Source organism: Empedobacter sp. UBA7494, assembly GCF_002478465.1.
In the GTDB taxonomy this organism is placed as follows: Bacteria; Bacteroidota; Bacteroidia; order Flavobacteriales; family Weeksellaceae; genus Empedobacter; species Empedobacter falsenii_B.
The window spans coordinates 1-20793 of record NZ_DLOC01000049.1 but is presented as its reverse complement, the minus strand read 5'-3'; the positions used below and the strand labels follow the sequence as shown (position 1 = coordinate 20793).

General features: G+C 32.9%; 21 protein-coding genes. 7 read left to right on the top strand and 14 right to left on the bottom strand.

Annotated features, from left to right (window positions below):
* Window positions 1-40 precede the first annotated feature (40 nt).
* From B4E95_RS05250 to hutI, 3 genes are all read left to right on the top strand, one after another.
* Window positions 41-250 (top strand): hypothetical protein, encoded by a 210-nt coding sequence (locus B4E95_RS05250; protein ID WP_286478764.1) that lies wholly within the window; start codon window positions 41-43, stop codon window positions 248-250.
* An 8-nt stretch (window positions 251-258) separates the two neighbouring features.
* Window positions 259-795, top strand: coding sequence for a GNAT family N-acetyltransferase (locus B4E95_RS05245; RefSeq protein ID WP_291090513.1), 537 nt, complete (start codon window positions 259-261; stop codon window positions 793-795).
* A 141-nt stretch (window positions 796-936) separates the two neighbouring features.
* Complete coding sequence (gene hutI / locus B4E95_RS05240) at window positions 937-2166, top strand: imidazolonepropionase (protein WP_291090510.1); 1230 nt, start codon at window positions 937-939, stop codon at window positions 2164-2166.
* Here hutI and B4E95_RS05235 read toward each other — a convergent pair.
* On the bottom strand, window positions 2156-3466 hold the full coding sequence (locus tag B4E95_RS05235; RefSeq protein WP_291090507.1) for a DUF4026 domain-containing protein: 1311 nt from the start codon (window positions 3464-3466) through the stop codon (window positions 2156-2158). The two genes, hutI and B4E95_RS05235, sit on opposite strands and share 11 nt — an antisense overlap.
* 150 nt (window positions 3467-3616) lie before the next feature.
* Between B4E95_RS05235 and B4E95_RS05230 the strand changes: the two genes are divergently transcribed.
* From B4E95_RS05230 to B4E95_RS05220, 3 genes are all read left to right on the top strand, one after another.
* Window positions 3617-4477, top strand: a complete 861-nt coding sequence (locus B4E95_RS05230) for a YicC/YloC family endoribonuclease (protein ID WP_291090504.1) — start codon at window positions 3617-3619, stop codon at window positions 4475-4477.
* Window positions 4477-5043, top strand: coding sequence for a guanylate kinase (gene gmk / locus B4E95_RS05225; RefSeq protein WP_219033616.1), 567 nt, complete (start codon window positions 4477-4479; stop codon window positions 5041-5043). Before B4E95_RS05230 ends, gmk begins: the two co-directional genes overlap by 1 nt.
* A gap of 91 nt (window positions 5044-5134) precedes the next feature.
* Window positions 5135-5905 (top strand): alpha/beta fold hydrolase, encoded by a 771-nt coding sequence (locus B4E95_RS05220; protein ID WP_219033617.1) that lies wholly within the window; start codon window positions 5135-5137, stop codon window positions 5903-5905.
* 28 nt (window positions 5906-5933) lie between these two features.
* Here B4E95_RS05220 and B4E95_RS05215 read toward each other — a convergent pair whose 3' ends face one another.
* The 6 genes from B4E95_RS05215 to mutS form a co-directional block, all read right to left on the bottom strand.
* Window positions 5934-8432: a cation-translocating P-type ATPase gene (locus tag B4E95_RS05215; RefSeq protein ID WP_291090497.1), complete on the bottom strand. Its 2499-nt coding sequence runs from the start codon at window positions 8430-8432 to the stop codon at window positions 5934-5936.
* Window positions 8433-8572: 140 nt separating this feature from the next.
* On the bottom strand, window positions 8573-9337 hold the full coding sequence (locus tag B4E95_RS05210) for a C40 family peptidase (RefSeq protein WP_291051125.1): 765 nt from the start codon (window positions 9335-9337) through the stop codon (window positions 8573-8575).
* Window positions 9337-9984 carry an O-methyltransferase gene (locus tag B4E95_RS05205; protein WP_291076647.1) on the bottom strand — a complete coding sequence of 216 codons (648 nt, stop codon included), beginning with the start codon at window positions 9982-9984 and terminating at the stop codon, window positions 9337-9339. The genes B4E95_RS05210 and B4E95_RS05205 overlap by 1 nt, the downstream gene beginning before the upstream one ends.
* A gap of 180 nt (window positions 9985-10164) precedes the next feature.
* Entirely contained in the window at window positions 10165-12069 is a 1905-nt protein-coding gene (acs, locus tag B4E95_RS05200) for an acetate--CoA ligase (protein ID WP_291090494.1), read from the bottom strand.
* A gap of 97 nt (window positions 12070-12166) precedes the next feature.
* Complete coding sequence (locus B4E95_RS05195; protein ID WP_221854344.1) at window positions 12167-12970, bottom strand: M48 family metallopeptidase; 804 nt, start codon at window positions 12968-12970, stop codon at window positions 12167-12169.
* Between the two features lie 10 nt (window positions 12971-12980).
* Window positions 12981-15536 (bottom strand): DNA mismatch repair protein MutS, encoded by a 2556-nt coding sequence (gene mutS, locus B4E95_RS05190; RefSeq protein ID WP_291090491.1) that lies wholly within the window; start codon window positions 15534-15536, stop codon window positions 12981-12983.
* Between the two features lie 80 nt (window positions 15537-15616).
* On the opposite strand from mutS, the gene B4E95_RS05185 reads away from it, so the two are divergent.
* Window positions 15617-16147, top strand: a complete 531-nt coding sequence (locus B4E95_RS05185; protein ID WP_038332036.1) for an RNA methyltransferase — start codon at window positions 15617-15619, stop codon at window positions 16145-16147.
* 61 nt (window positions 16148-16208) lie between these two features.
* Here B4E95_RS05185 and B4E95_RS05180 read toward each other — a convergent pair whose 3' ends face one another.
* From B4E95_RS05180 to B4E95_RS05150, 7 genes are all read right to left on the bottom strand, one after another.
* Complete coding sequence (locus B4E95_RS05180) at window positions 16209-16661, bottom strand: GNAT family N-acetyltransferase (protein ID WP_221854342.1); 453 nt, start codon at window positions 16659-16661, stop codon at window positions 16209-16211.
* A 125-nt stretch (window positions 16662-16786) separates the two neighbouring features.
* Window positions 16787-18154 (bottom strand): deoxyguanosinetriphosphate triphosphohydrolase, encoded by a 1368-nt coding sequence (locus B4E95_RS05175; protein WP_291090488.1) that lies wholly within the window; start codon window positions 18152-18154, stop codon window positions 16787-16789.
* 83 nt (window positions 18155-18237) lie between these two features.
* Window positions 18238-18723 (bottom strand): hypothetical protein, encoded by a 486-nt coding sequence (locus B4E95_RS05170; protein WP_291090485.1) that lies wholly within the window; start codon window positions 18721-18723, stop codon window positions 18238-18240.
* Window positions 18724-18732: 9 nt separating this feature from the next.
* On the bottom strand, window positions 18733-19167 hold the full coding sequence (locus B4E95_RS05165; RefSeq protein ID WP_291090482.1) for a hypothetical protein: 435 nt from the start codon (window positions 19165-19167) through the stop codon (window positions 18733-18735).
* Window positions 19168-19178: 11 nt separating this feature from the next.
* Window positions 19179-19991 (bottom strand): TPM domain-containing protein, encoded by an 813-nt coding sequence (locus tag B4E95_RS05160; protein WP_291090479.1) that lies wholly within the window; start codon window positions 19989-19991, stop codon window positions 19179-19181.
* The gene (locus B4E95_RS05155) at window positions 19972-20412 is read right to left on the bottom strand and encodes a TPM domain-containing protein (RefSeq protein ID WP_291090476.1); all 441 of its coding nucleotides are present in this window, start codon (window positions 20410-20412) and stop codon (window positions 19972-19974) included. The genes B4E95_RS05160 and B4E95_RS05155 overlap by 20 nt, the downstream gene beginning before the upstream one ends.
* 5 nt (window positions 20413-20417) lie before the next feature.
* The coding region (locus B4E95_RS05150) for a LemA family protein (protein ID WP_291090473.1) at window positions 20418-20793 on the bottom strand (376 nt) is incomplete at its 5' end.

Below are 20793 nucleotides of genomic sequence, written 5' to 3'. Positions count from 1 at the left end.
TTTTATTTTTCTTATTTTTACAGCTCAATAGAAGAATAAAATGACAAAAAATATTTTCGGCGCACTATTACCACAAATTTTAATGATTGTTTGGGCAGCTTTCGAACTTTACCTTGGGTTCAACAACGAACAAAATAACCGCATCATTCTTAGCGCAATTGTGATATTAATCTTCGTTATTTTTACAATTATTACATTAGTCAAAGTAATTAAATACCCAAACGACCCAACTTATTTGAAGAAAAAGTAATTAATTATATGAATGTAATTCTTAAAACTGAACGATTAACTTTAAGACCAGTCAAAATTGATGATACAGAAGCAATTCATCAATTACATTCTATCGAAGAAGTTGATCAATATAACACGTTAGGAATTCCAGAAAATATAGACGTTACCGTTCTTCATGTAAAAGATTTAGTAAAGTCTAATCAAGGAGAGCAACCGCAAGCCTATACTTTTGTTATCGAAAATGACAATCAATTTGCTGGATTAATTTCTCTAAATTTAGGTCGAGCTAAATACAAAAATGCAGAAATTTGGTTCAAATTACATCCAGATTTTTGGAACAAAGGAATTGCAACAGAAGCTTTAAAAGAAATTATTTCTTTTGGTTTTAACACTTTAAATCTACATCGAATCGAAGCTGGATGCGCAGTTGATAATATTGGTTCTTATAAAGTTCTTGAAAAAGTTGGCATGATACGAGAAGCGCATACAAGACAATTACTTCCTCTAAAATCTGGTTGGGCAGATAATTATGGCTACGCTATTTTATCAACTGACTTACAATAAAAATTAAGTCATTCCAAACTCGTTTTGGAATCGCATCACGTGAAAATAAAAATTTCGAAGCTCGTTAAACGAGTTTCGAAATTCGAAATTCGAACACAATCTCCCTTAAATTTCGTAAACTTGTGTTATAAAACAACAAAAATGAAATTAATCGGTCCTTTCAGACAAATTATAACACTTGCCAATTTACCTTTAAAAGGTGCTATTCACGAAAACCAAGTCGAAGTTATCGAAGATGGAGGAATTATTATTGATGATGAAACATTTGTAGAAATTGGAAATTTCGAAACGCTTTCTCAACAACATCCAACCATCGAAATTGAACACATCAAAACAGAACAAATTCTTCTTCCTGGATTTGTGGATTCGCATACACACGTTTGCTTCGGAGGAAATCGCGCCAAAGATTTTGCCATGCGTTTGGACGGAAAAACTTATTTAGAAATTGCCGAAAGTGGTGGCGGAATTTGGTCTACTGTAACAGAAACGCGTAAGAAAACAGTTGACGAACTGAAAGATATTACCATAAAACATATTGCTCAATTAGCCAAACAAGGAATCACAACTGCTGAGGTTAAATCGGGTTATGCACTTTCTGTTGAAGGCGAAATTAAAATGTTAGAAGCAATAAATATGGCGAATCAAGAAAGTGAAATTGATTTAGTTCCAACTTTTTTAGGCGCGCATATGAAACCAAAAGATTTCGAAGGTTCAAACAAAGAATATTTAGAACTTTTGGTAAAAGAAGTTTTTCCAAAATTAAAAGCTGATGATTTAGCCAATCGTGTGGATATTTTTGTGGAACAATCTGCTTTTTCTGTTGAAGAAGGCGATTATTTCTTGAATGAAGCAAAAAATCAAGGATTTGAAATTACGATTCACGCTGATCAATTTACAGCTGGAGGAAGTTATTTAGCAACAAAATATAAGGCGTTGAGTGCAGATCATTTAGAATTTTCTGGAGAAGAAGAAGTGAAAAATCTTGCCAATTCTGATGTAGTTGCAACAGTTTTACCTGGCGCTTCTATCGGTTTGGGAATGCAATATGCTCCTGCTCGAAAATTGTTAGATGCTGGTTGTTGCGTTTCGATTGCTTCAGATTGGAATCCTGGTTCTGCTCCAATGGGAAATCTTTTGACACAAGCTTCTGTTTTGGCTACTTTCGAGAAATTATCAATGGCAGAAGTTTTAGCTGCAATTACTTTTCGTGCGGCAAAAGCACTGAATTTAGCTGATCGTGGCACAATAGAAAAAGGTAAAAAAGCCGATTTTATCAGCTTCTCTACCTTTGATTATCGTAATATTATCTATTATCAAGGGCAATTACAACCAACGCATGTTTGGAAAAATGGCGCGTTGATTAATCAATAGTGTAAATATTATCAGGAGTGATGGTGTTTGTCGGCGTGTAAATTAACCAATCGGTAATCATTTCTTGCGGATAAAGACCTTCATCTCCTTCATTCAAACCTTCTACAGCATAAGGACGATTCAAGCAAACACCAAAAATTTCGTTGTTTTCATTGATTCCGTACACATCAAACCAAATATGTTCCTTATTCATTTCATGATCGACATCAAATCCTAATTTGATTAAAAATCGATAATAATTTTCTTCATCTGCTTCTGGATTAAAATATGTATTAAATGCTTTTTTATACGATTCAAAACGTTGATAAGCCAAGGCTGACATTCGTTCCGTTTCCTGATCGCTGATAAAGAAAATCGGATTATCTGCAATTGTTGCTGCATAAACTTCTGGCGTCAATGTATGTCCTTCTTGCACTGCTAACAAAACACCACAAGGTTCGTAATTTTCGTTTTCTGGCTGACGTTCATTGTAACCTCCCGGAATTGTTGCTGGATAATCTTTCACCACATCTTCCCAACGTTTCCAACAAAATGTAATATCCAAACCATCATAACCAATATTAAATTCTTCATTTTCTGGCGAACGAAAATCTGGTTTAATAAACGCATTTACAATCATATCCAAAGCCGAATTCATCTGTTCTACTCCATCTTTGATGTTCAACATTTCCAATTCCACAGAACCGCAACGGTGCAAACCATGCGTATGCATCCAATACACGCGATCGCCATTTTCGTCCTCATCATAAACGCCATGTATCACATATAAATACGAAGGCGCAGGCGGAATTTCTGACTCTGCTGTTACTTTCGCCCATTTACCAGAAAGCAAACGATAAGGCATAAAATCGACAACAATAGACGGATTCTCGACAATGGCTTGCATTATTTTTAGTTGCAAATGAAAACTATCCAACGCATCATTTCCAAAATACATCACAGATTCCAAATAAAAATCTTGTTGCGTTGCAATTTCCATTTCTTCATCCGAAATCATATTTCCAAAACCAAATTCAGAATAATCGTTACTTCTCGCATCCACAACATACAAATTCACATCAAATTCTTCCTCCAAATAAGACACTACAAGTTGATATTCTTGCTTTACCGCTTCATTTTCTTCTTTATCAATCTCGATAAGATCAAAATTGATTAATTGAAAATAATCGGTTGATTTTAGACTTTTTTCAATTGATTCTCTTGAAAATACAAAATCTTTTGACGAAGGAAAAATTCCCATTGTAGAAGCCAAACTCAATCGATCCTCTGCAATTCCTTTGTACAATTCTTGATTTGTCATAGTATAATTTTAGTTAGTTTATTGTTAAAGATAAATGTTTTAAGTTCATCAAAATTTTAGCAAAATGTTAAACTTTAAAATGATTAAAGATGATAATTCAGTTCGCATTACGTTAATTTATTGTAATTTTGCTCGCATAATTTTACAATTATGATAGCATCTATGACAGGTTACGGTAAAGCCATATTGGAATTACCTGAAAAAAAAGTAACGATAGAAATCCGTTCTTTAAACAGTAAAACACTGGATTTAAACACGAGAATTCCTTCTTTTTATCGTGAAAAAGAATTAGAAATCAGAAACCTTATTTCAGAAAAAGTTCAACGTGGAAAAGTTGATTTTTCGATGTTAGTAGAGTTAAATCCTGCTGCAAGAAATCAAAATATAAATGCTGAATTAATCAAAAGTTATATGGCAGAATTCAAATCAATCACGCCAAATGTGACTGATGGTGAATTATTGCCCGTAGTAATGCGCCTTCCAGACGTTATTTCGTACACGCAAGACGATTTGGGTGAAGACGAATGGAATCAAATTCGTGCAACAATTATTGATGCGATCGACGCATTAAATCAATTTAGATTAGACGAAGGAAAAGTTTTAGAGAAATATTTGACTTTAAACTTGAATAACATTCTTGAGCTTTTAACACAAGTTGTCCCTTTTGAAAAAGAACGAATTGAAACTATAAAAGAACGTTTCAATAAACGTTTAGAAGAATTAAAAGTTGATGTTGATCAAAATCGTTTCGAACAAGAATTAATTTTCTATTTGGAGAAATTTGATATCACAGAAGAAAAAGTTCGTTTGAAAAACCATTGCGAATATTTCTTGAAAGAATTAGCTGGAACTGAATCAAATGGAAAAAAACTAGGATTTATTTCGCAAGAAATTGGTCGTGAAATCAATACGTTAGGTTCTAAATCAAATCATTCTGAAATGCAAAAAATTGTTGTTCAGATGAAAGATGAATTAGAAAAAATTAAAGAACAATCGTTAAACATTTTATAATGAAAAAAGGAAAATTAATCGTCTTTTCGGCTCCATCAGGCGCAGGAAAAACAACTTTGGTTCGTTACGCTTTAGAACAATTAGATCATATCAAATTTTCTATTTCTTGTACAACTAGAGATAAACGCGAAGGTGAAACTCACGGAGAAGACTATTATTTCTTAACACCAGAAGAGTTTAAAGCAAAAATTGCAAACGACGAATTCATAGAACACGAAGAAGTTTACCGCGATAATTTTTACGGAACTTTAAAATCGGAAGTTGATCGCATTACATCTGAAGGAAATTCTGTAATTTTTGATATTGATGTTATTGGTGCATTGAATATCAAAAAATTGTACGGAGATCAATGTTTAACAGTATTTGTAAATCCTCCATCTTTGGAAATTTTGAAAGAACGTTTAATTTCTCGCAACACAGAAAGCGAAGATAAATTGAAACAACGTATTGATAAAGCAGGAATTGAAATGGAGAAAGCCAAAGAGTTTGATATCATTTTATTGAACGACGATTTAGAAACTGCAAAAGCAAAAACCTTAGAAATTATTACAGATTTTATTAAATAATAATTTTTAATCATCATGATATAAATGCCTCGAATAAATAAAATCGAGGCATTTTTGTTATCTTTAGCTTTCGAAAAAATCACTACATAAAATGGAAATAGAAAATAGTTTAGAAATTAACAACGCCAATATTCATTATGTTCACTACGAAATAAACCCAGAAAGACCAACACTTATTTTTTTACACGATTCGTTGGGTTCTACACAACTTTGGAGAGATTTCCCAAAAGAAGTTGCCGAAAAAACAAATTGTAATTTATTCATCTACGATAGAAAAGGTTATGGAAAATCGTCGCCTTTCACCATTAATCATCGCGAATTAACCTATATGCATGATGAAGCAGATTTTCTAAATGATTTGGTTCAACATTTCAACTTCAAAGACATTATTTTATTTGGACATAGCGATGGCGGATCGATTACGTTACTTTATGCCGCTAAATATAACAAAAATCTAAAAGGAATTGTTGTTGTTGGTTCGCACATTATTGTGGAAGACGTTACACTGAATGGAATTAGAGAAGCAAAAATTGCATATGCCGAAACTAATCTAAAACAACGTTTGGAGAAATATCATGGCGAAAATACCCAACAAGTTTTTGAGATGTGGACACAAACTTGGTTACGTCCAGATTTTATTGATTTTGACATTCGCGAAGAATTAAAAAATATCGAATGTCCGACTTTAGTTATTCAAGGAATTGATGATGAATTTGGGAGTTTAGAACAAGTTGATGGAATTATAAATAATGTAAAAGGACGAAAAGAAAGTTTTATCGTTCCTGATGCAAAACATACACCATATAAAGAAAATAGAACGCCGACTTTAGCTAAAACTATTGAGTTTATTTATTCGTTGTAACGAATAAATAAACCTAAAAATCACTATTTTATTCAATTTTTCTTCTTCGTTTTATCCATTTATATACTTCGAACCAAAGTACAGAAAGCATTGCTACAAGCATCGTGATCCCTAATTCATTTAGATTTAATGAAGTCACTTTAAAAAACAAAGAAATTGGTTGTATATATAATATAGCGAAGAGTATTACTAATGTCAAAACTGTCACATAGACCATTAAATTATTTTTATTTCGAAAACTTGACCATAAACTATAATAAAATGAGCGATTGGTTAAACTCAACCAAACATTCGAGAAAATTAACGTTGTAAAAACCATTGCACGTGTTTTCTCTTCATTTCCTCCAAGTTGATAAGTATATTGATATACAAACAACAATCCTAATGTGATTATAATTCCTTGAATAATACTCGTCGAAAGCTCTTTCCAATTCAAGAAAGTTTCGGTCATTGGACGAGGTTTTCTTTTCATCGAATCTTTTTCCAATGGTTCATTTTCATACACAATAGAACATGTTGGTCCCATAACCAATTCTAAGAAAATAACGTGAACTGGCGTAAAAATTTGTGGAAAAGCCCAACCTAAAAATAATGGAAGCGAAACAATTAAAATAATCGGAATATGGATAGAGATAATATATTGAACAGCTTTTTTGAGATTCGTATAAATACGTCTTCCTGCCGCAATTCCAACAACTAATTTACCTAAATCATCATTCGTCAAAATCAATTGTGCAGCTTGTTTCGCTATTTCTGTTCCCTTTTCACCCATTGCCACTCCAATATGAGCCGCTTTCAAGGCTGGTCCATCATTAACGCCATCACCCAACATTGCCACAACATCTCCATCTTCTTTCAACGCTTTTACTACAGCCAATTTCGCTTCGGGAAACATACGCGCAAACAACACTTTATCACGAGCTTCTTTTAATAATTCTTTTTCGGAAAGTTGTGTAATTTCACTTCCTGTAATACTATTTTCTACATGTAAAATTCCAGCTTGTTCAGCAATACTTTTTGTTGTTTCGGCATTATCACCCGTAATCACTTTTACTTTAATTCCCGCATCATAAATCTGTTGAAACACTGTATTAATTCCTTTTTTAGGAGGATCATAAAAAACTACGAATCCTAAAAACTCGAATGGTAAATCTTGTTGAATTTTTGGAAAATTATCCTCTTCAAAATTAGATTTAGCAACACCCAAAAGTCGAAAACCTTTTAATCCAAAATCATCAATGACTTTTTTTAATTGATTTTTTTCTTCCTCTGATAATTTTGAAACATTCAGAATTGCTTCTGGAGCACCTTTGGCTGCGATTATTCGTTGATTTTCATTATTTTTAAAACAATGCGTCATCATGGGAGGTTTCCCAGATAAAGGATATTCGAAAAACATTTGATATTGATTGCGCTCATCAACCTGTGTTTGTTCGTAAACTCGGTGTAACGTTTTTTCCATTGGATCGAATGGAACAGGTTCACTACTCCACATCGCATATTGTATAATCTCAGAAATTTCAACATCATTGAATTGATTTTCATCAAAAACCGTACACATTTTTGCATCATAAATTGCATTCAATTTCATCGAATTTTCGGTAATTGTGCCTGTTTTATCACTACAAATAACAGTTGTGCTTCCTAAAGTTTCGACAACACTACTCTTTTTTACAATAATTCCTTCGCGTAATAATTTCCATGAACCCAATGCCATAAATGTAGTAAATGCAACTGGTATTTCTTCGGGTAAAATAGACATTGCCAAAGTCAAACCGTTTAATAAACTACTTACAATGTCATTTGTTTGAAAATAATTGAATCCGCAAACCATTGCAAAAACAATAATTCCAATGATTGCCATTCCTTTCACAAATTTTTCTATCTGCAATTGCAAAGGCGATTTTTCTTCTTTTATAGATAAAATTGACGTTCCTATTTTTCCCAACTTCGTTTCTGCTCCAATGGCTGTCACTTCAAAAATAGCCAAACCAGAAACTGTCAAAGTTCCACTGTAAATTTCTGAATGATCTATATCTTTAAAAACTGACATACTTTCGCCTGTTAAAGCAGATTCATTCACCGAAAAATCATTGCTATGAACAATATTTCCATCAGCATTAATCATCTTTCCTTCTTCCGTCACACACAAATCACCAATTGTAATTTCGTGTGTTGGAATCTCAACTAATTGTCCATTACGAATAACTGAACTCAAAGGTTCGTTCAACTTTTCTAACTCTTGCAGAGCTTTTTGATTACGAGAATCTTGGTAAAATGAAATTCCTGTCACAGCAACAATAGCCACAAACATAAATGCAGCTTCACCCAAATCACCAACCAACACATAAATAATTGATACAGCAATCAAAATTAGCGTCATTGGTTCTTTTATAATATCAAATAATAAACTATACCAAGCAGAATTCTGTTCACCCTTTATTGCATTATCTCCGTATTGTTGTTGAGCTTTTTTGACTTCAGAATCAGATAATCCTTTTAAATTTTCAGGAATTTTTATAGACATTATTTCAATCGATTAGTGTTTACTAAAGTTACAGCTAAATCCAATTAAAAAATAGTTTAATACTTGATTATATCCTATTTAGATTTGATTTCAATTAAAACAAAAAAATCATTTCTTTCGAAATGATTTTTGCTCTATTATTAAGGAATTAATTTTCGAATGCATCGCAGTTTATGCGAATATTTTTGAGAATCGGTATTGAAAATTCCATTGGTATCAATAGGATCAATACGAACTTTACCATGTGCATGTAAAACTTTTCCGTTACCACACATAATTCCTACATGTATTATACGACCTTCTGCATTATCAAAAAATGCTAAATCACCAGGTTCTGCTTCTTCTACAAAACTTAACACTTCGCCCATTTCTGCTTGTTGATAAGCATCTCGTGGTATTTTATATCCCCCAATTTTGTACACTTGTTGTGTTAATCCTGAACAATCTATTCCAAAAGATGATTTACCACCCCACAAATAAGGTACATTTAAGTAAGCTTTTGCTATTTCAACCAACTGATCTTTTGATTTTTTACCAGAAGTATATACGCCAAAATATTCAAAACATTTTGGACCAATTTTGATTTTACTTTCATTCAAAGTACGAACCTCAGCTCCAATTGTCAATGTCATTGGCAAGCCATTTTCCATCGCATGATTATACGGATTAATTGCAAATTTCTCGATCGAATCTTTATTATATTCTTCTTCCGAAATTTCTACAATTTGTTTTGGATCAAGCCAACCTTCATAACCATCAAAAGCTAACTGAACTTTCGTCCATTTTTCTAATTCTTCTAAAATAATCAACTTTTCTCCAAATAAAACCTGACTCACCATTTCTGATGAATCTCTTGCTTCAGAGCGCAATGGCGCAACACTTACTTGACAAATGGCGTACTTCATTATTTTTTTCGAATTAACGTAATTCCATCACGAATCGGTAAAATGATCGATTCTACACGTTCATCTTTCGTTACCATATCATTAAATTCTTTCAAGATTTTTGTCGAAGGATCTTTTTTATCTTCCTCCTCCATCATCACTTTTCCGTACCACAACACATTGTCAACTAACATTGCTCCTCCGGGACGAAGAAGTTCCAAAACCTTCTCGAAATAATAAGGGTAACTCTCTTTATCGGCATCAATAAAAGCTAAATCTACAGAATCTTTTTCAATTGTGTTCAATTCTTCGCGCGCATCATTGATTCTGAAATCAATTTTTGAGGCAAATTCTGATTCATCAAAATACTTTCTGCAAAGATATTCTAACTCATCATTTTTATCCATCGTTATGATTTTTCCATCAGCAATCAAACCTTCTGCCAAACACAATGTTGCGTAACCTGTAAAAGTTCCTAACTCTAAAATAGTTTTTGGGGCTAAAATCTTTGACAAAATACTTAACAAACGACCTTGATATTCTCCCGAAATCATGTGTGGCTGCGTTGTACATTGATAAGTTTCAACACGTAAACGGCTCAAGATTTCAGGTTCTTGATCCACATGATGATCTAAATACGATTCTAAAACTGGTGAAATTTTTATCATACCTTTAAAAAGTCAACAAAATTACAAAAAATGCATTGAATATCGGCTATATAAAGGAAATTTAGAAGAGAAAATTTATCCAAAATAATCAAACCAAAAAAGCATTACTTTTTGGGTAATGCTTTTTGTTTTGAAAATTATTTTGATAAGCTTAGACTAAATCTTAACCTCAGCCTTACTTTAAACTTTTCCTTTCTGAATAACAGTTACAACATCTGGATCTAATAATGTTGATGTATCGCCAAAATCAGTTTCGTTGCTTGCTATTTTTCTTAAAATACGACGCATAATTTTTCCGCTTCGCGTTTTTGGTAAACCTGAAACAAACTGTATTTTATCTGGCTTTGCAATTGCTCCAATTAATTTAGAAACTCCATTTTTTATTTCTGCTTCAAGTTCTGGTGAACCTTGTACTCCATCTTGCAAAATCACATAAGCATACAATGCATTTCCTTTGATATCATGAGGATAACCAACAACCGCGCTTTCTGCTACAGCTTCGTGTTCATTTATCGCATTTTCTATTGGTGCAGTTCCTAAATTGTGTCCAGAAACAATCACTACATCATCTACACGTCCTGTAATTCGATAATTTTCCATTACATCACGATACGCTCCATCTCCTGTAAAATAATATCCCGGAAATGTTGAAAAATAGGTTTCTACATAGCGTTTATGATTACCATAAATAGTACGAGCCATAGATGGCCAAGGAAATTTAATTGCTAAACGTCCTTCTGCTTTTTCATTTACTGCTTCTACTTCTTTTCCATGTTCATCCATTAAAACTGGCTGAATTCCTGGAAGCGGTAATGTTGCAAACGTTGGACGAAGCGGCGTAATTCCTGCTAATGGCGAAATCAAAATAGATCCCGTTTCTGTTTGCCACCATGTATCTACAATTGGACAATTTCCTTTTCCAATATAATCATTAAACCAGTGCCAAGCTTCCTCGTTAATTGGTTCACCAACTGATCCTAAAACTTTAAGACTTGATAAATCATATTTCTCGACATAGTCTAAGGATTCACGAGCTAACGAACGAATTGCTGTTGGAGCTGTATAGAAATGTGTCACTTTTAATTTTTCGACAATTTCCCAAAAACGTCCAAAATCAGGAAAACTTGGAATTCCTTCGAACATTACTGAAGTTGCTCCACAAGCCAAAGGTCCATAAATAATGTAACTATGTCCTGTAATCCAACCGATATCTGCTGTACACCAATAAATATCGTTGTGCTCCATTTGAAAAATATTATCGAACGAATAAGCCGTTTCCACCATATATCCACCACATGTATGCACCATTCCTTTTGGTTTTCCTGTAGAACCAGAAGTATACAAAATAAACAAAGGATCTTCGGCATCCATAATTTCCGCAGGACAATTATCGTCTACCTTATGCATTTCATCAATCCAAAATTTATCACGTCCACCAACCATAGAAGTAGGCTCGATAGCACGTCGATAAACAATACACGACTGAATAGAAGCACAATCTTTTAAGGCTTCATCACAAATTGCTTTTAAGTTAATTGATTTCGTTCCACGAAAAACTTCGTTTGCTGTCACCAAAACCTTACATTGCGCATCGTTGATACGAGAGGCAATTGCAGCAGAAGAAAATCCTGCAAAAACAATAGAATGTACCGCGCCAATACGAGCACAAGCTAACATCGCGATGGCTAATTCTGGAATCATTGGCATATAAATACACACACGATCTCCTTTTTGTACGTCATTATTTTTTAAGACATTCGCAAATTGGCAAACTTTTGAATGCAATTGACGATATGTAATAATTCTAGATTCCTCTAAAGGATTATTTGGTTCCCAAATTAAAGCTGTTTTGTTTCCATTTTTTTCCAAATGACGATCCAAAACATTTTCGGTAATATTTAGTTGTCCACCTTGAAACCATTTAAAATCTGCTTGTTCAAAATTATATTCAAGTGTTTTGTCCCATTTCTTTTGCCAAACGAAGTTTCCAGCAATTTTATCCCAAAATTTTTCAGGCTCCTCGACACTTTTTTTATACGCTTTCTTATATTCAGAAAACGAATTGATTCTAAAATTGTTAATCATTTTAATTTTAATTGTGGTTTTGAATACTAAATATAAAAAAAGCGAATCAATTTATCAAATTAACTCGCTTATATTTTACAAATGAATAAAAACTATTCTATTTTCCTTTATACGGACTTGCATTGTAATATGCTAAAGCAGTTGGTAAGGCTTCCTTTATTTTAGCCATACGCGTCGCATCCGAAGGGTGAGTACTCAAGAATTCTGAAACTCCTGCATTTCCACTTTTCGCCGCCATACGTTCCCAAAAAGGAATTGCTTGAGAAGGATCATAACCCGCCATCGCCATTAAATACAATCCTGTAACATCAGCATCTAATTCCATTTTACGAGAATAGTTTAGTAAACCAACTTGTGCACCTACAGGATATAATTGTTCAAAAACTTTTGCATATTCTGCATTTCCAATGGATCCACCAACTATTTGTCCTAAACCTTGTGCGGCCATTTGCTGAGAAGCTTGCTCCGCACTATGACCAGCCAAAGCGTGACCAATTTCGTGACCTAAAACAACAGCCAATCCCGTTGCATCTTTGGTAACAGGTAAAATTCCTGAATAAACAGCAACTTTACCTCCAGGCATACACCATGCATTTACTTCGTTTGCATTTAACAACGTAAATTGCCATTGGTAACCTTGTAATTGAGAAGATATTCCCTTTTCTTGATAATATTTTTCAGCGGCATATTTTAAACGTTCCCCTACTGTTTGCACCATTTTAGCATCGGCAGTACCTGTAATTACTTTCCCTTGTTTAAGAACCTGAGAATATTGGTTGTAAGCTGTCGGAAATAAATCTGCATTAGAAACTAATGACAACGATTTACGTCCGGTAACAGGGTTTGTAGCACAAGAAGCTAATACTAAAGCTCCTGCTACGGTTAAAATTATTTTCTTCATATTTTTAAGTTTATTTACCAAGTTTCTTTTTGATTTCGTTCAATTTCATCAATGCTTCAACAGGTGTTAACGTATTGATATCTGTGTTCAGAATTTCTTCTCTTATAGAATCTAAAATTGGATCATCTAACTGAAAGAAATTTAATTGCATATTGTCTTGCGTTATTTTCTCCGTTTTGTTCGAGATTCCTTCATCTGTTTTCGTCGCTTCCAAAACTTTCAACACATCATTTGCTCTGTCCACCACTCGTTTTGGCATCCCAGCCATTTTAGCAACATGTATACCAAAACTGTGCTCACTTCCTCCTGGAACTAATTTTCTCAAAAATAATATTGTATCTTTTGTTTCTTTGATACTAACATTAAAGTTTTTGATACGTTCCATCGATTTTGACATTTCATTCAATTCATGATAATGCGTTGCAAACAATGTTTTTGGTTTCAAGGCACTTTGATGTAAAAATTCTGCAATTGCCCATGCAATCGAAATTCCATCGTAAGTCGAAGTTCCTCGACCAATTTCATCCAATAAAATCAAACTTCGTTCCGAAATATTATTTAGAATACTTGCTGTCTCATTCATTTCGACCATAAATGTCGATTCCCCTGAAGAAATGTTGTCTGAAGCACCAACTCGAGTAAAAACTTTGTCAATAATTCCTAATTCGGCTGCTTGAGCTGGAACAAAACTTCCCATTTGCGCCATCAAAACAATCAAAGCAGTTTGACGTAAAAGTGCCGATTTACCAGACATATTTGGTCCCGTAATCATAATAATTTGCTGATGATCCGAATTTAACTCAACATTATTCGACACATATTGTTCACCAATTGGTAATTGTTGCTCAATCACAGCATGACGACCTTCTTTTATATTTAGTTCAAAACCATCATTAAGAGAAGGTTTTGTGTAAATATTTTTCTCTGCTATTTCTGCAAAAGTTGACAAAACATCCAAAAATGCAATTGCTTTTGCTGTTTGTTGAATCGGTAAAAGTTTAGTGATAATTTCTTGTAACAATTCAATAAATAATTGATTTTCTATTGCAAGAATTTTTTCTTCTGCTCCAAGAATCTGTGTTTCGTATTCTTTTAATTCTTCAGTAATATAACGCTCTGCATTCACCAAAGTTTGTTTACGAATCCATTCTTCTGGCACTTTATCTTTGTGTGTATTTCGAACTTCGATATAATAACCAAACACATTATTGAATGCAATTTTCAAGGACGAAATTCCAGTTCGCTCTGTTTCACGTTGACACATTTGATCCAAATAATCTTTCCCAGAAAACTGAATCTTTCTCAATCGATCTAACTCATCAGAAACACCCTCTCTAATCACATTTCCTTTTACAATTTGATGTGGTGGTTCATCAGTAAGTGTATCAAAAATCTTTTGCGTTAAATCATCAATTGGTTGGATTCGAGAAAATAAATCTGCAACTTCTTTGATATTCGATTGTTCAGCAACTTCTTTTATTTCTTCCGAAATTTTCAAACTTTGTGCTAATTGTTGTAATTGACGAGGTGTAATTTTACCTGTCGAAACCTTCCCAGCTAAACGCTCTAAATCGGTTAATTGACCTAATTTTTCGCGCAAATCGTAACGTAAATCTCCAAATTTGTAGAAATATTCGACAATATTTTGACGACGTTGAATTGACTTCAAATCTTTCAACACCATTACCATCCAACGATTCAGCAAACGAGCACCCATCGGAGTTTTAGTATCATCTAAAACATTTAATAACGTAACACCTTTTGGATGTGGAGAATAAACCAATTCGAGATTGCGAATCGTAAATGGATCCATCCACACAAAACTATCTTGATTAAGACGCTGAATAGATGTTAAATGCTGAATTTCGAAGTGATGTGTGTCATCCAAATAAGCTAAAATTGCACCCGCAGAAATGATTCCATCTTTTAAATCCTCGATTCCAAAACCTTTTAGATTCTTAGTTTTAAAAAGATTGGTTAATTTATCAACTGCAAAATCATATTGAAAAGCCCAATCATCCAACAAAAATTTACTTTTGACATCAGAAAAATTATATTTAACACGTTTTTGGTAAATCACTTCACTTGGTCGAAACGATTGAATAATCTTTGCCACTTGATCTTCATGTCCTTCAGAAACTAAAAATTCTCCCGTCGAAACATCTAACAACGCAATTCCAAAAGCTTTATCACCTTGATGAACAGCCATCAAAAAGTTATTCGATTTCGACGATAAAACCTCATCTTGCAACGCAACACCAGGCGTCACCAATTCTGTAACACCACGTTTTACGATACCTTTTACCATTTTTGGATCTTCGAGCTGATCGCAAATTGCAACACGCAAACCAGCTTTCACCAATTTCGGTAAATAAGTATTCAAACTATGATGAGGAAACCCTGCCAAAGCACTATTATCAGAACCATTGGCGCGTTTTGTTAAAACTATATCTAAAATGCGAGAAGCTCGCACAGCATCTTCTCCAAATGTTTCGTAAAAATCTCCCACACGGAACAACAACATCGCATCAGGATATTTCGCCTTGATAGTGTTATATTGTTTCATTAGAGGAGTTTCCTTATTCTTTACTACTTTTGTCAAATTATTATAAATTTTGAACAGCTAAGTTAGTTAAAAACGAAGTGATGAGAAAACTAAAATTAGACGAATTAGGTCGCGTTTCTGCGGAAGAATATAAAGCTATTGAAAAACATCCGATTGTTGTGGTGTTGGATAATGTAAGAAGTATGCACAATGTTGGTGCGGTTTTTAGAACTTCGGATGCATTTTTAATTGATAAAATTTATTTGTGTGGAATCACAGCAACTCCGCCTCATAAAGAAATTCATAAAACGGCAATTGGTGCAGAAAATTCTGTTGATTGGGAATATGTGAAAGATTCGAATGAATTGGTTGCAAAACTAAAAGAAGATGGTTATCAAATTGTAACAATTGAACAAACGGAAGGCTCTGTTTTGTTAAATGAATTTGAAGTTGACCAATCTCAAAAATATGCAATTGTGATGGGAAATGAGGTTGATGGTGTACAACAATCAATCATTGATCAATGTGATACGTGTATCGAAATTCCACAATCTGGAACAAAACACTCTTTAAATGTTTCTGTTTGTACAGGTATTATTTTGTGGAAATGGTATGAAGGATTTATGAAATAACGGAAAGCGGTAAGCAAAATAAAAAAGACTCAAATCATATGATTTGAGTCTTTTTTATTGTTTAAAAATTCACTGAAACATTAATCCATTCTGGATCAAAATCGGCGTTATATTTTTTGTAGAAATTAATTGCAGGTTCGTTCCAATCCAACACTTGCCAAACCATTCCGTGGTAATCATTTGCTTTTCCATAAACAATTAATTCATCCAATAATAATTTACCAATTCCAGAACCGCGCATTTTTTCGGTTACGATCAAATCCTCCAAATATAATCTGCGTCCTTTCCAAGTCGAATAGCGATCGTAATGCAACGCAATTCCTTCTACATTTCCGTCTACTTCTGCGACCAAAGAACCCCAAACAGGTTTATCTCCAAACCCGCATTCTTCCATTTCTTCTAAGGTTACCGTTACTTCGTCTGGTGCTTTTTCGTATAAAGCTAATTCGTGAATTAACTCTAAAATTCGAGGACAATCTTCTTTTCTTGCTTCTCGTATTGTTACATTTTTCATTATTGTGTGATGTTATTTAGTTATTCGTTATTCGAAACTCGAAGTTCGTTTTACGAAACTTGAAATTAGTTATTTTAAAATATAACGAAATTCTCACCTCAAATTTCTTACTTCTAATTTCGTACTTAAATCGTCATTCCAATTTCGATTCCTTTGATACGGCGATACAATTCGGTTGCGTAATTATCAGTCATTCCCGAAACATAATCCAAAATTCCCATAACTTTTTGATACTTTGTTCCTTTTTCGTACAAAAACTGAGCAGGAACTAAACGCAACGCTTTTTTCTCAAAGGTTTTGCGTTCTTTTTCATCTTTCAAAATTGGTGGAATAAATTGCGAAAGTAATTCAGACATAACATTATAACCTGCATTTTCGATTTCGAGAACAGAACGATGATTATAAATATTTTCAATTGAGAAACGTTGAATTTCGTCCAAAACTTTTTTTGTTACTTGTTCCGTTTCATTTTTAATGACATCTAACAAAGCCGTTTTAAATTCTCCTTTTACAATCTGATCAAAATTATTTTGGTAAACTTCAACCGATTTTTGAGTCAATAAGTTAATTGATTTTGCACGTAAATACGCTATTCGATCATTTTTATCTGAAATAGATTTTAACGTATTTTTTGTTTTATCAATCTGAGATGGATCTAAAGATTCGACCAAATTCAAGAATAATTTTCGGCATTTATCATGATCAATAATTCCTAAGCGTTGCGAATCTTCAACATCTATAATCGAATAACAAATATCGTCAGCCGCTTCAACCAACCAGACAAACGGGTGTCGCTTGTAAATAATTGGTGAATCTTGTTCCAAAACCATATTCGTTTTTTCAGCAATCGTTCTAAATGCTTCTTTTTGAGCCTGAAAAAAACCAAACTTCTTTCGATGCAATTGACTTTTATCTTTTGCAACCGATTCGCACGGATATTTTGCAATCGCAGCCAATGTAGAATAGGTTAAACGTAAACCACCTTCCGATTTTCCGTTTTGTTGTTGTGTCAAAATTCGGATTGCATTCGCATTTCCTTCAAAATTGATTAAATCAGCCCATTCGGATTCAGTAAAATATTGTTTCAAATCTGTTTCATGACGATCAAAATAAGAAGCTATCGCATCTTCGCCCGAATGTCCAAAAGCTGGATTTCCGATATCGTGGCACAAACATGCTGCTGAAATTACATCGTGAATACTATATTTATAAAACTCTTGCGATTCTTTTGTTAATTTATAATTTTCGGAAATAAATGTTCCAACCAAATTTCCCATCGAGCGTCCAACAGACGAAACTTCCAACGAATGCGTCAATCGATTGTGGACAAAAACACTTCCTGGCAAAGGAAAAACTTGTGTTTTGTTTTGCAAACGACGAAAGGCAGACGAAAAAATAATACGATCATAATCACGCTGATATTCTGATCTCGCATCCGACGTATCGTTTGTATTACTGCGTTGATTGGTGTAAATATGATTGAGAAGTTCCATAAACTGATTTAGAAAACGAATTTAACGAATAATGTTCAGTCATAAAAAAATCCGAACGGTTTCGTTCGGATTTTTGATTTTATTTAATATAATGATATTTTATTTAATAAATAATCGTCTGTTACATATTCGTTGGAAGTGATATTAAAATAATAAGCATAATTATTGTATAAGAATAGAATAGTTTTAATATAAAAATCTATTCCTTCAAAATTTATTTTATTATAAGTAAGAACTCCTTCTCCAAGTTTATCAATTTTTATAAATTTTACTTCTTCATTAAATTGTCTCGATGAATCATATTGAATTTTTAAATATTCCTTAGTAAAAATATTTTTTTCTTCTTCACTAAAATTAGATATTTTGTTTTTATTATCATTAATAGTTACTGAAAAATTTTGTTTTGTTGATGAAGAAATATAATTACATGAATAATTATTTATATCTTCAATAGTTCTTGTATATATTAATTTACATGGAGTTGAGAACGTCAAATCAACAACTCTATTATTTATTTGTGAAAAAGATTCACTACATAATATCAATGAGAAGATTATAAGATATTTCATTTTTTAATTTTAAATTAATTTAATCTTATAATAATGATTAATTTTAAATAATATAAAAGATATAATGAAAATTAATATTAAAAATCCTAAACATTCTATAAAAATAAACGGTAAATAATAATTAAATATTTTATTAGAAACACTCAATTTATCTGCTGTTATTTCTCCTATATTAGTAGGAATAGCATATTCACCTGGGCTTCCAAATATAAGTAAACTTCTCTGTTCAATTCCTGAATAATCTTTATCAAGTAAAAAATTATTATATACTAAATATCCACTTTCTGGATTAATAATCTGCTCATTTTGGTAACTAGCCTCAAACTCCCCAAATATTAAAGTAATTATCAAAAGTATTAAAATTGATATACATAGTGATTTTATAATTAATATTTTATTTAAACTAATTACGTCTTTATTTATTAATATTTCTTTTTTTTCCATTTCAAAAATTATTACCAACTTCCTGAAGCACCTCCACCTCCGAAGCTTCCGCCTCCGAAGCCACCAAAGCCGCCTCCGCCGCCAGATGATCCACCCCAAGAACTTCCTCCTGAGCCGAAACCTCCGCCACCGAAAACAGAACTTCCTGTGTTCATGATGATAATATCGTCTAACAAACTTCTTCGTCTACCTCCATTTCCACCATTATTACCACCTCTACCTTTCGAAATAATAATGAAGATAAAAATGAAAAATCCTATGGCAAAAATCAATGCAAACCAATCCATTTCTGGTTCTTGCGATTTTGGTTTGTCTTGTTTGTATTTCCCTGCAAAAGCTTGAAAAATAGAATTGACTCCAGCATTTATTCCGCCAGCATAATCACCTTGTTTGAAATACGGAATAATAACATTGTCAATAATCGATTTGTTGACACTTGGTGGTAGATAAATTTGAGCTCCATAACCTGTTCTAATCGTAATCTTACGATCTTGTTCACTTAAAACAATTACAACTCCATTATCTTTTCCTTGTGTACCAACTTTCCATTTTTCACCAATATCATTTGCAAACATTTCTAACGGATAACCATCTAGAGACTTCACTGTTAATACCAAAATTTGAGTAGATGTTGAATCATCATAGGCTACTAATTTTCGTTCTAATTCATCCAACTGCATTGCATCAAAAACATGTGCATAATCTTGCACAAGTTTTTTGGGTGGATGCTTGATATTAACCAATTCTTTAGGCGTTTGCCCAAAAACGGTTAAAATAGTTAGAAAAAAAGTTAGAAAAAAGTATTTAACTGTAGCTAATTTCATCTGGTAATTCGTTTGTATCATCCTCTTGATAAGGAAAATATTTTTTAAGTGCTTTGCCTGTTTTTTTTATTCCTTCACAAAGCCCTTTTACATAATGTTCTTTTTTGAAATGCTTGATGACTTCATCTTTTATATCATCCCAAAAATCATCTGGTGTCACTTGATCAATTCCTTTATCACCAATAATTGTAAAGTTATGATCAGTTGGTGAAACATGAAACAACACACCATTTCTATCTTTGGTTTTGTTCATTTCCAATCGTTCAAACACCTCTAAAGCTTTATCAAAATGATTGGGAGAAGATTCGAATTCAATATGAACTCGAATTTCCCCACTTGTATATTTCTCCGCTTTTTGGATGGCTTCGATTATTTTTTTTTCATCTTTTGAGGAAAGAAATTTATGTTTCTTATTTCCCATAATGATTAGAATTCTACTTTAGGAGCATTTTCAGATCCTGCAGCAGCTTTGAAATAACCTTTTTTCGTAGCACCTGTAAAACCAGCGATTAAGCTGTTAGGGAAAGTTATAATCATGTTATTGAATTTCTCTGCAGCATCGTTGTATTTTTTTCTCTCAAATAAAACTTCTTGCTCGATAGAAGATAATTCTGCTTGTAAAGAAGTAAAGTTTTGATTGAATTTAATATCCGGATATTTTTCAACAGAAACCAATAAACGGCTTAATGTAGATCCTAATTGATCTTGAGCTTGTTGAAATTTCGCAATATTTGCATCTGTTAATTGACTTGGATCATCAATTTTAATTTGATTAGAAGTCGCTTTTGCACGTGCATCAATT

Excerpts from the sequence above, each read along its gene's own strand:
- B4E95_RS05250 (WP_286478764.1), top strand. The coding sequence starts at position 41 with ATGACAAAAAATATTTTCGGCGCACTATTACCACAAATTTTAATGATT.
- B4E95_RS05245 (WP_291090513.1), top strand. The coding sequence starts at position 259 with ATGAATGTAATTCTTAAAACTGAACGATTAACTTTAAGACCAGTCAAA.
- hutI (WP_291090510.1), top strand. The coding sequence starts at position 937 with ATGAAATTAATCGGTCCTTTCAGACAAATTATAACACTTGCCAATTTA.
- B4E95_RS05235 (WP_291090507.1), bottom strand. The coding sequence starts at position 3,466 with ATGACAAATCAAGAATTGTACAAAGGAATTGCAGAGGATCGATTGAGT.
- B4E95_RS05230 (WP_291090504.1), top strand. The coding sequence starts at position 3,617 with ATGATAGCATCTATGACAGGTTACGGTAAAGCCATATTGGAATTACCT.
- gmk (WP_219033616.1), top strand. The coding sequence starts at position 4,477 with ATGAAAAAAGGAAAATTAATCGTCTTTTCGGCTCCATCAGGCGCAGGA.
- B4E95_RS05220 (WP_219033617.1), top strand. The coding sequence starts at position 5,135 with ATGGAAATAGAAAATAGTTTAGAAATTAACAACGCCAATATTCATTAT.
- B4E95_RS05215 (WP_291090497.1), bottom strand. The coding sequence starts at position 8,432 with ATGTCTATAAAAATTCCTGAAAATTTAAAAGGATTATCTGATTCTGAA.
- B4E95_RS05210 (WP_291051125.1), bottom strand. The coding sequence starts at position 9,337 with ATGAAGTACGCCATTTGTCAAGTAAGTGTTGCGCCATTGCGCTCTGAA.
- B4E95_RS05205 (WP_291076647.1), bottom strand. The coding sequence starts at position 9,984 with ATGATAAAAATTTCACCAGTTTTAGAATCGTATTTAGATCATCATGTG.
- acs (WP_291090494.1), bottom strand. The coding sequence starts at position 12,069 with ATGATTAACAATTTTAGAATCAATTCGTTTTCTGAATATAAGAAAGCG.
- B4E95_RS05195 (WP_221854344.1), bottom strand. The coding sequence starts at position 12,970 with ATGAAGAAAATAATTTTAACCGTAGCAGGAGCTTTAGTATTAGCTTCT.
- mutS (WP_291090491.1), bottom strand. The coding sequence starts at position 15,536 with ATGAAACAATATAACACTATCAAGGCGAAATATCCTGATGCGATGTTG.
- B4E95_RS05185 (WP_038332036.1), top strand. The coding sequence starts at position 15,617 with ATGAGAAAACTAAAATTAGACGAATTAGGTCGCGTTTCTGCGGAAGAA.
- B4E95_RS05180 (WP_221854342.1), bottom strand. The coding sequence starts at position 16,661 with ATGAAAAATGTAACAATACGAGAAGCAAGAAAAGAAGATTGTCCTCGA.
- B4E95_RS05175 (WP_291090488.1), bottom strand. The coding sequence starts at position 18,154 with ATGGAACTTCTCAATCATATTTACACCAATCAACGCAGTAATACAAAC.
- B4E95_RS05170 (WP_291090485.1), bottom strand. The coding sequence starts at position 18,723 with ATGAAATATCTTATAATCTTCTCATTGATATTATGTAGTGAATCTTTT.
- B4E95_RS05165 (WP_291090482.1), bottom strand. The coding sequence starts at position 19,167 with ATGGAAAAAAAAGAAATATTAATAAATAAAGACGTAATTAGTTTAAAT.
- B4E95_RS05160 (WP_291090479.1), bottom strand. The coding sequence starts at position 19,991 with ATGAAATTAGCTACAGTTAAATACTTTTTTCTAACTTTTTTTCTAACT.
- B4E95_RS05155 (WP_291090476.1), bottom strand. The coding sequence starts at position 20,412 with ATGGGAAATAAGAAACATAAATTTCTTTCCTCAAAAGATGAAAAAAAA.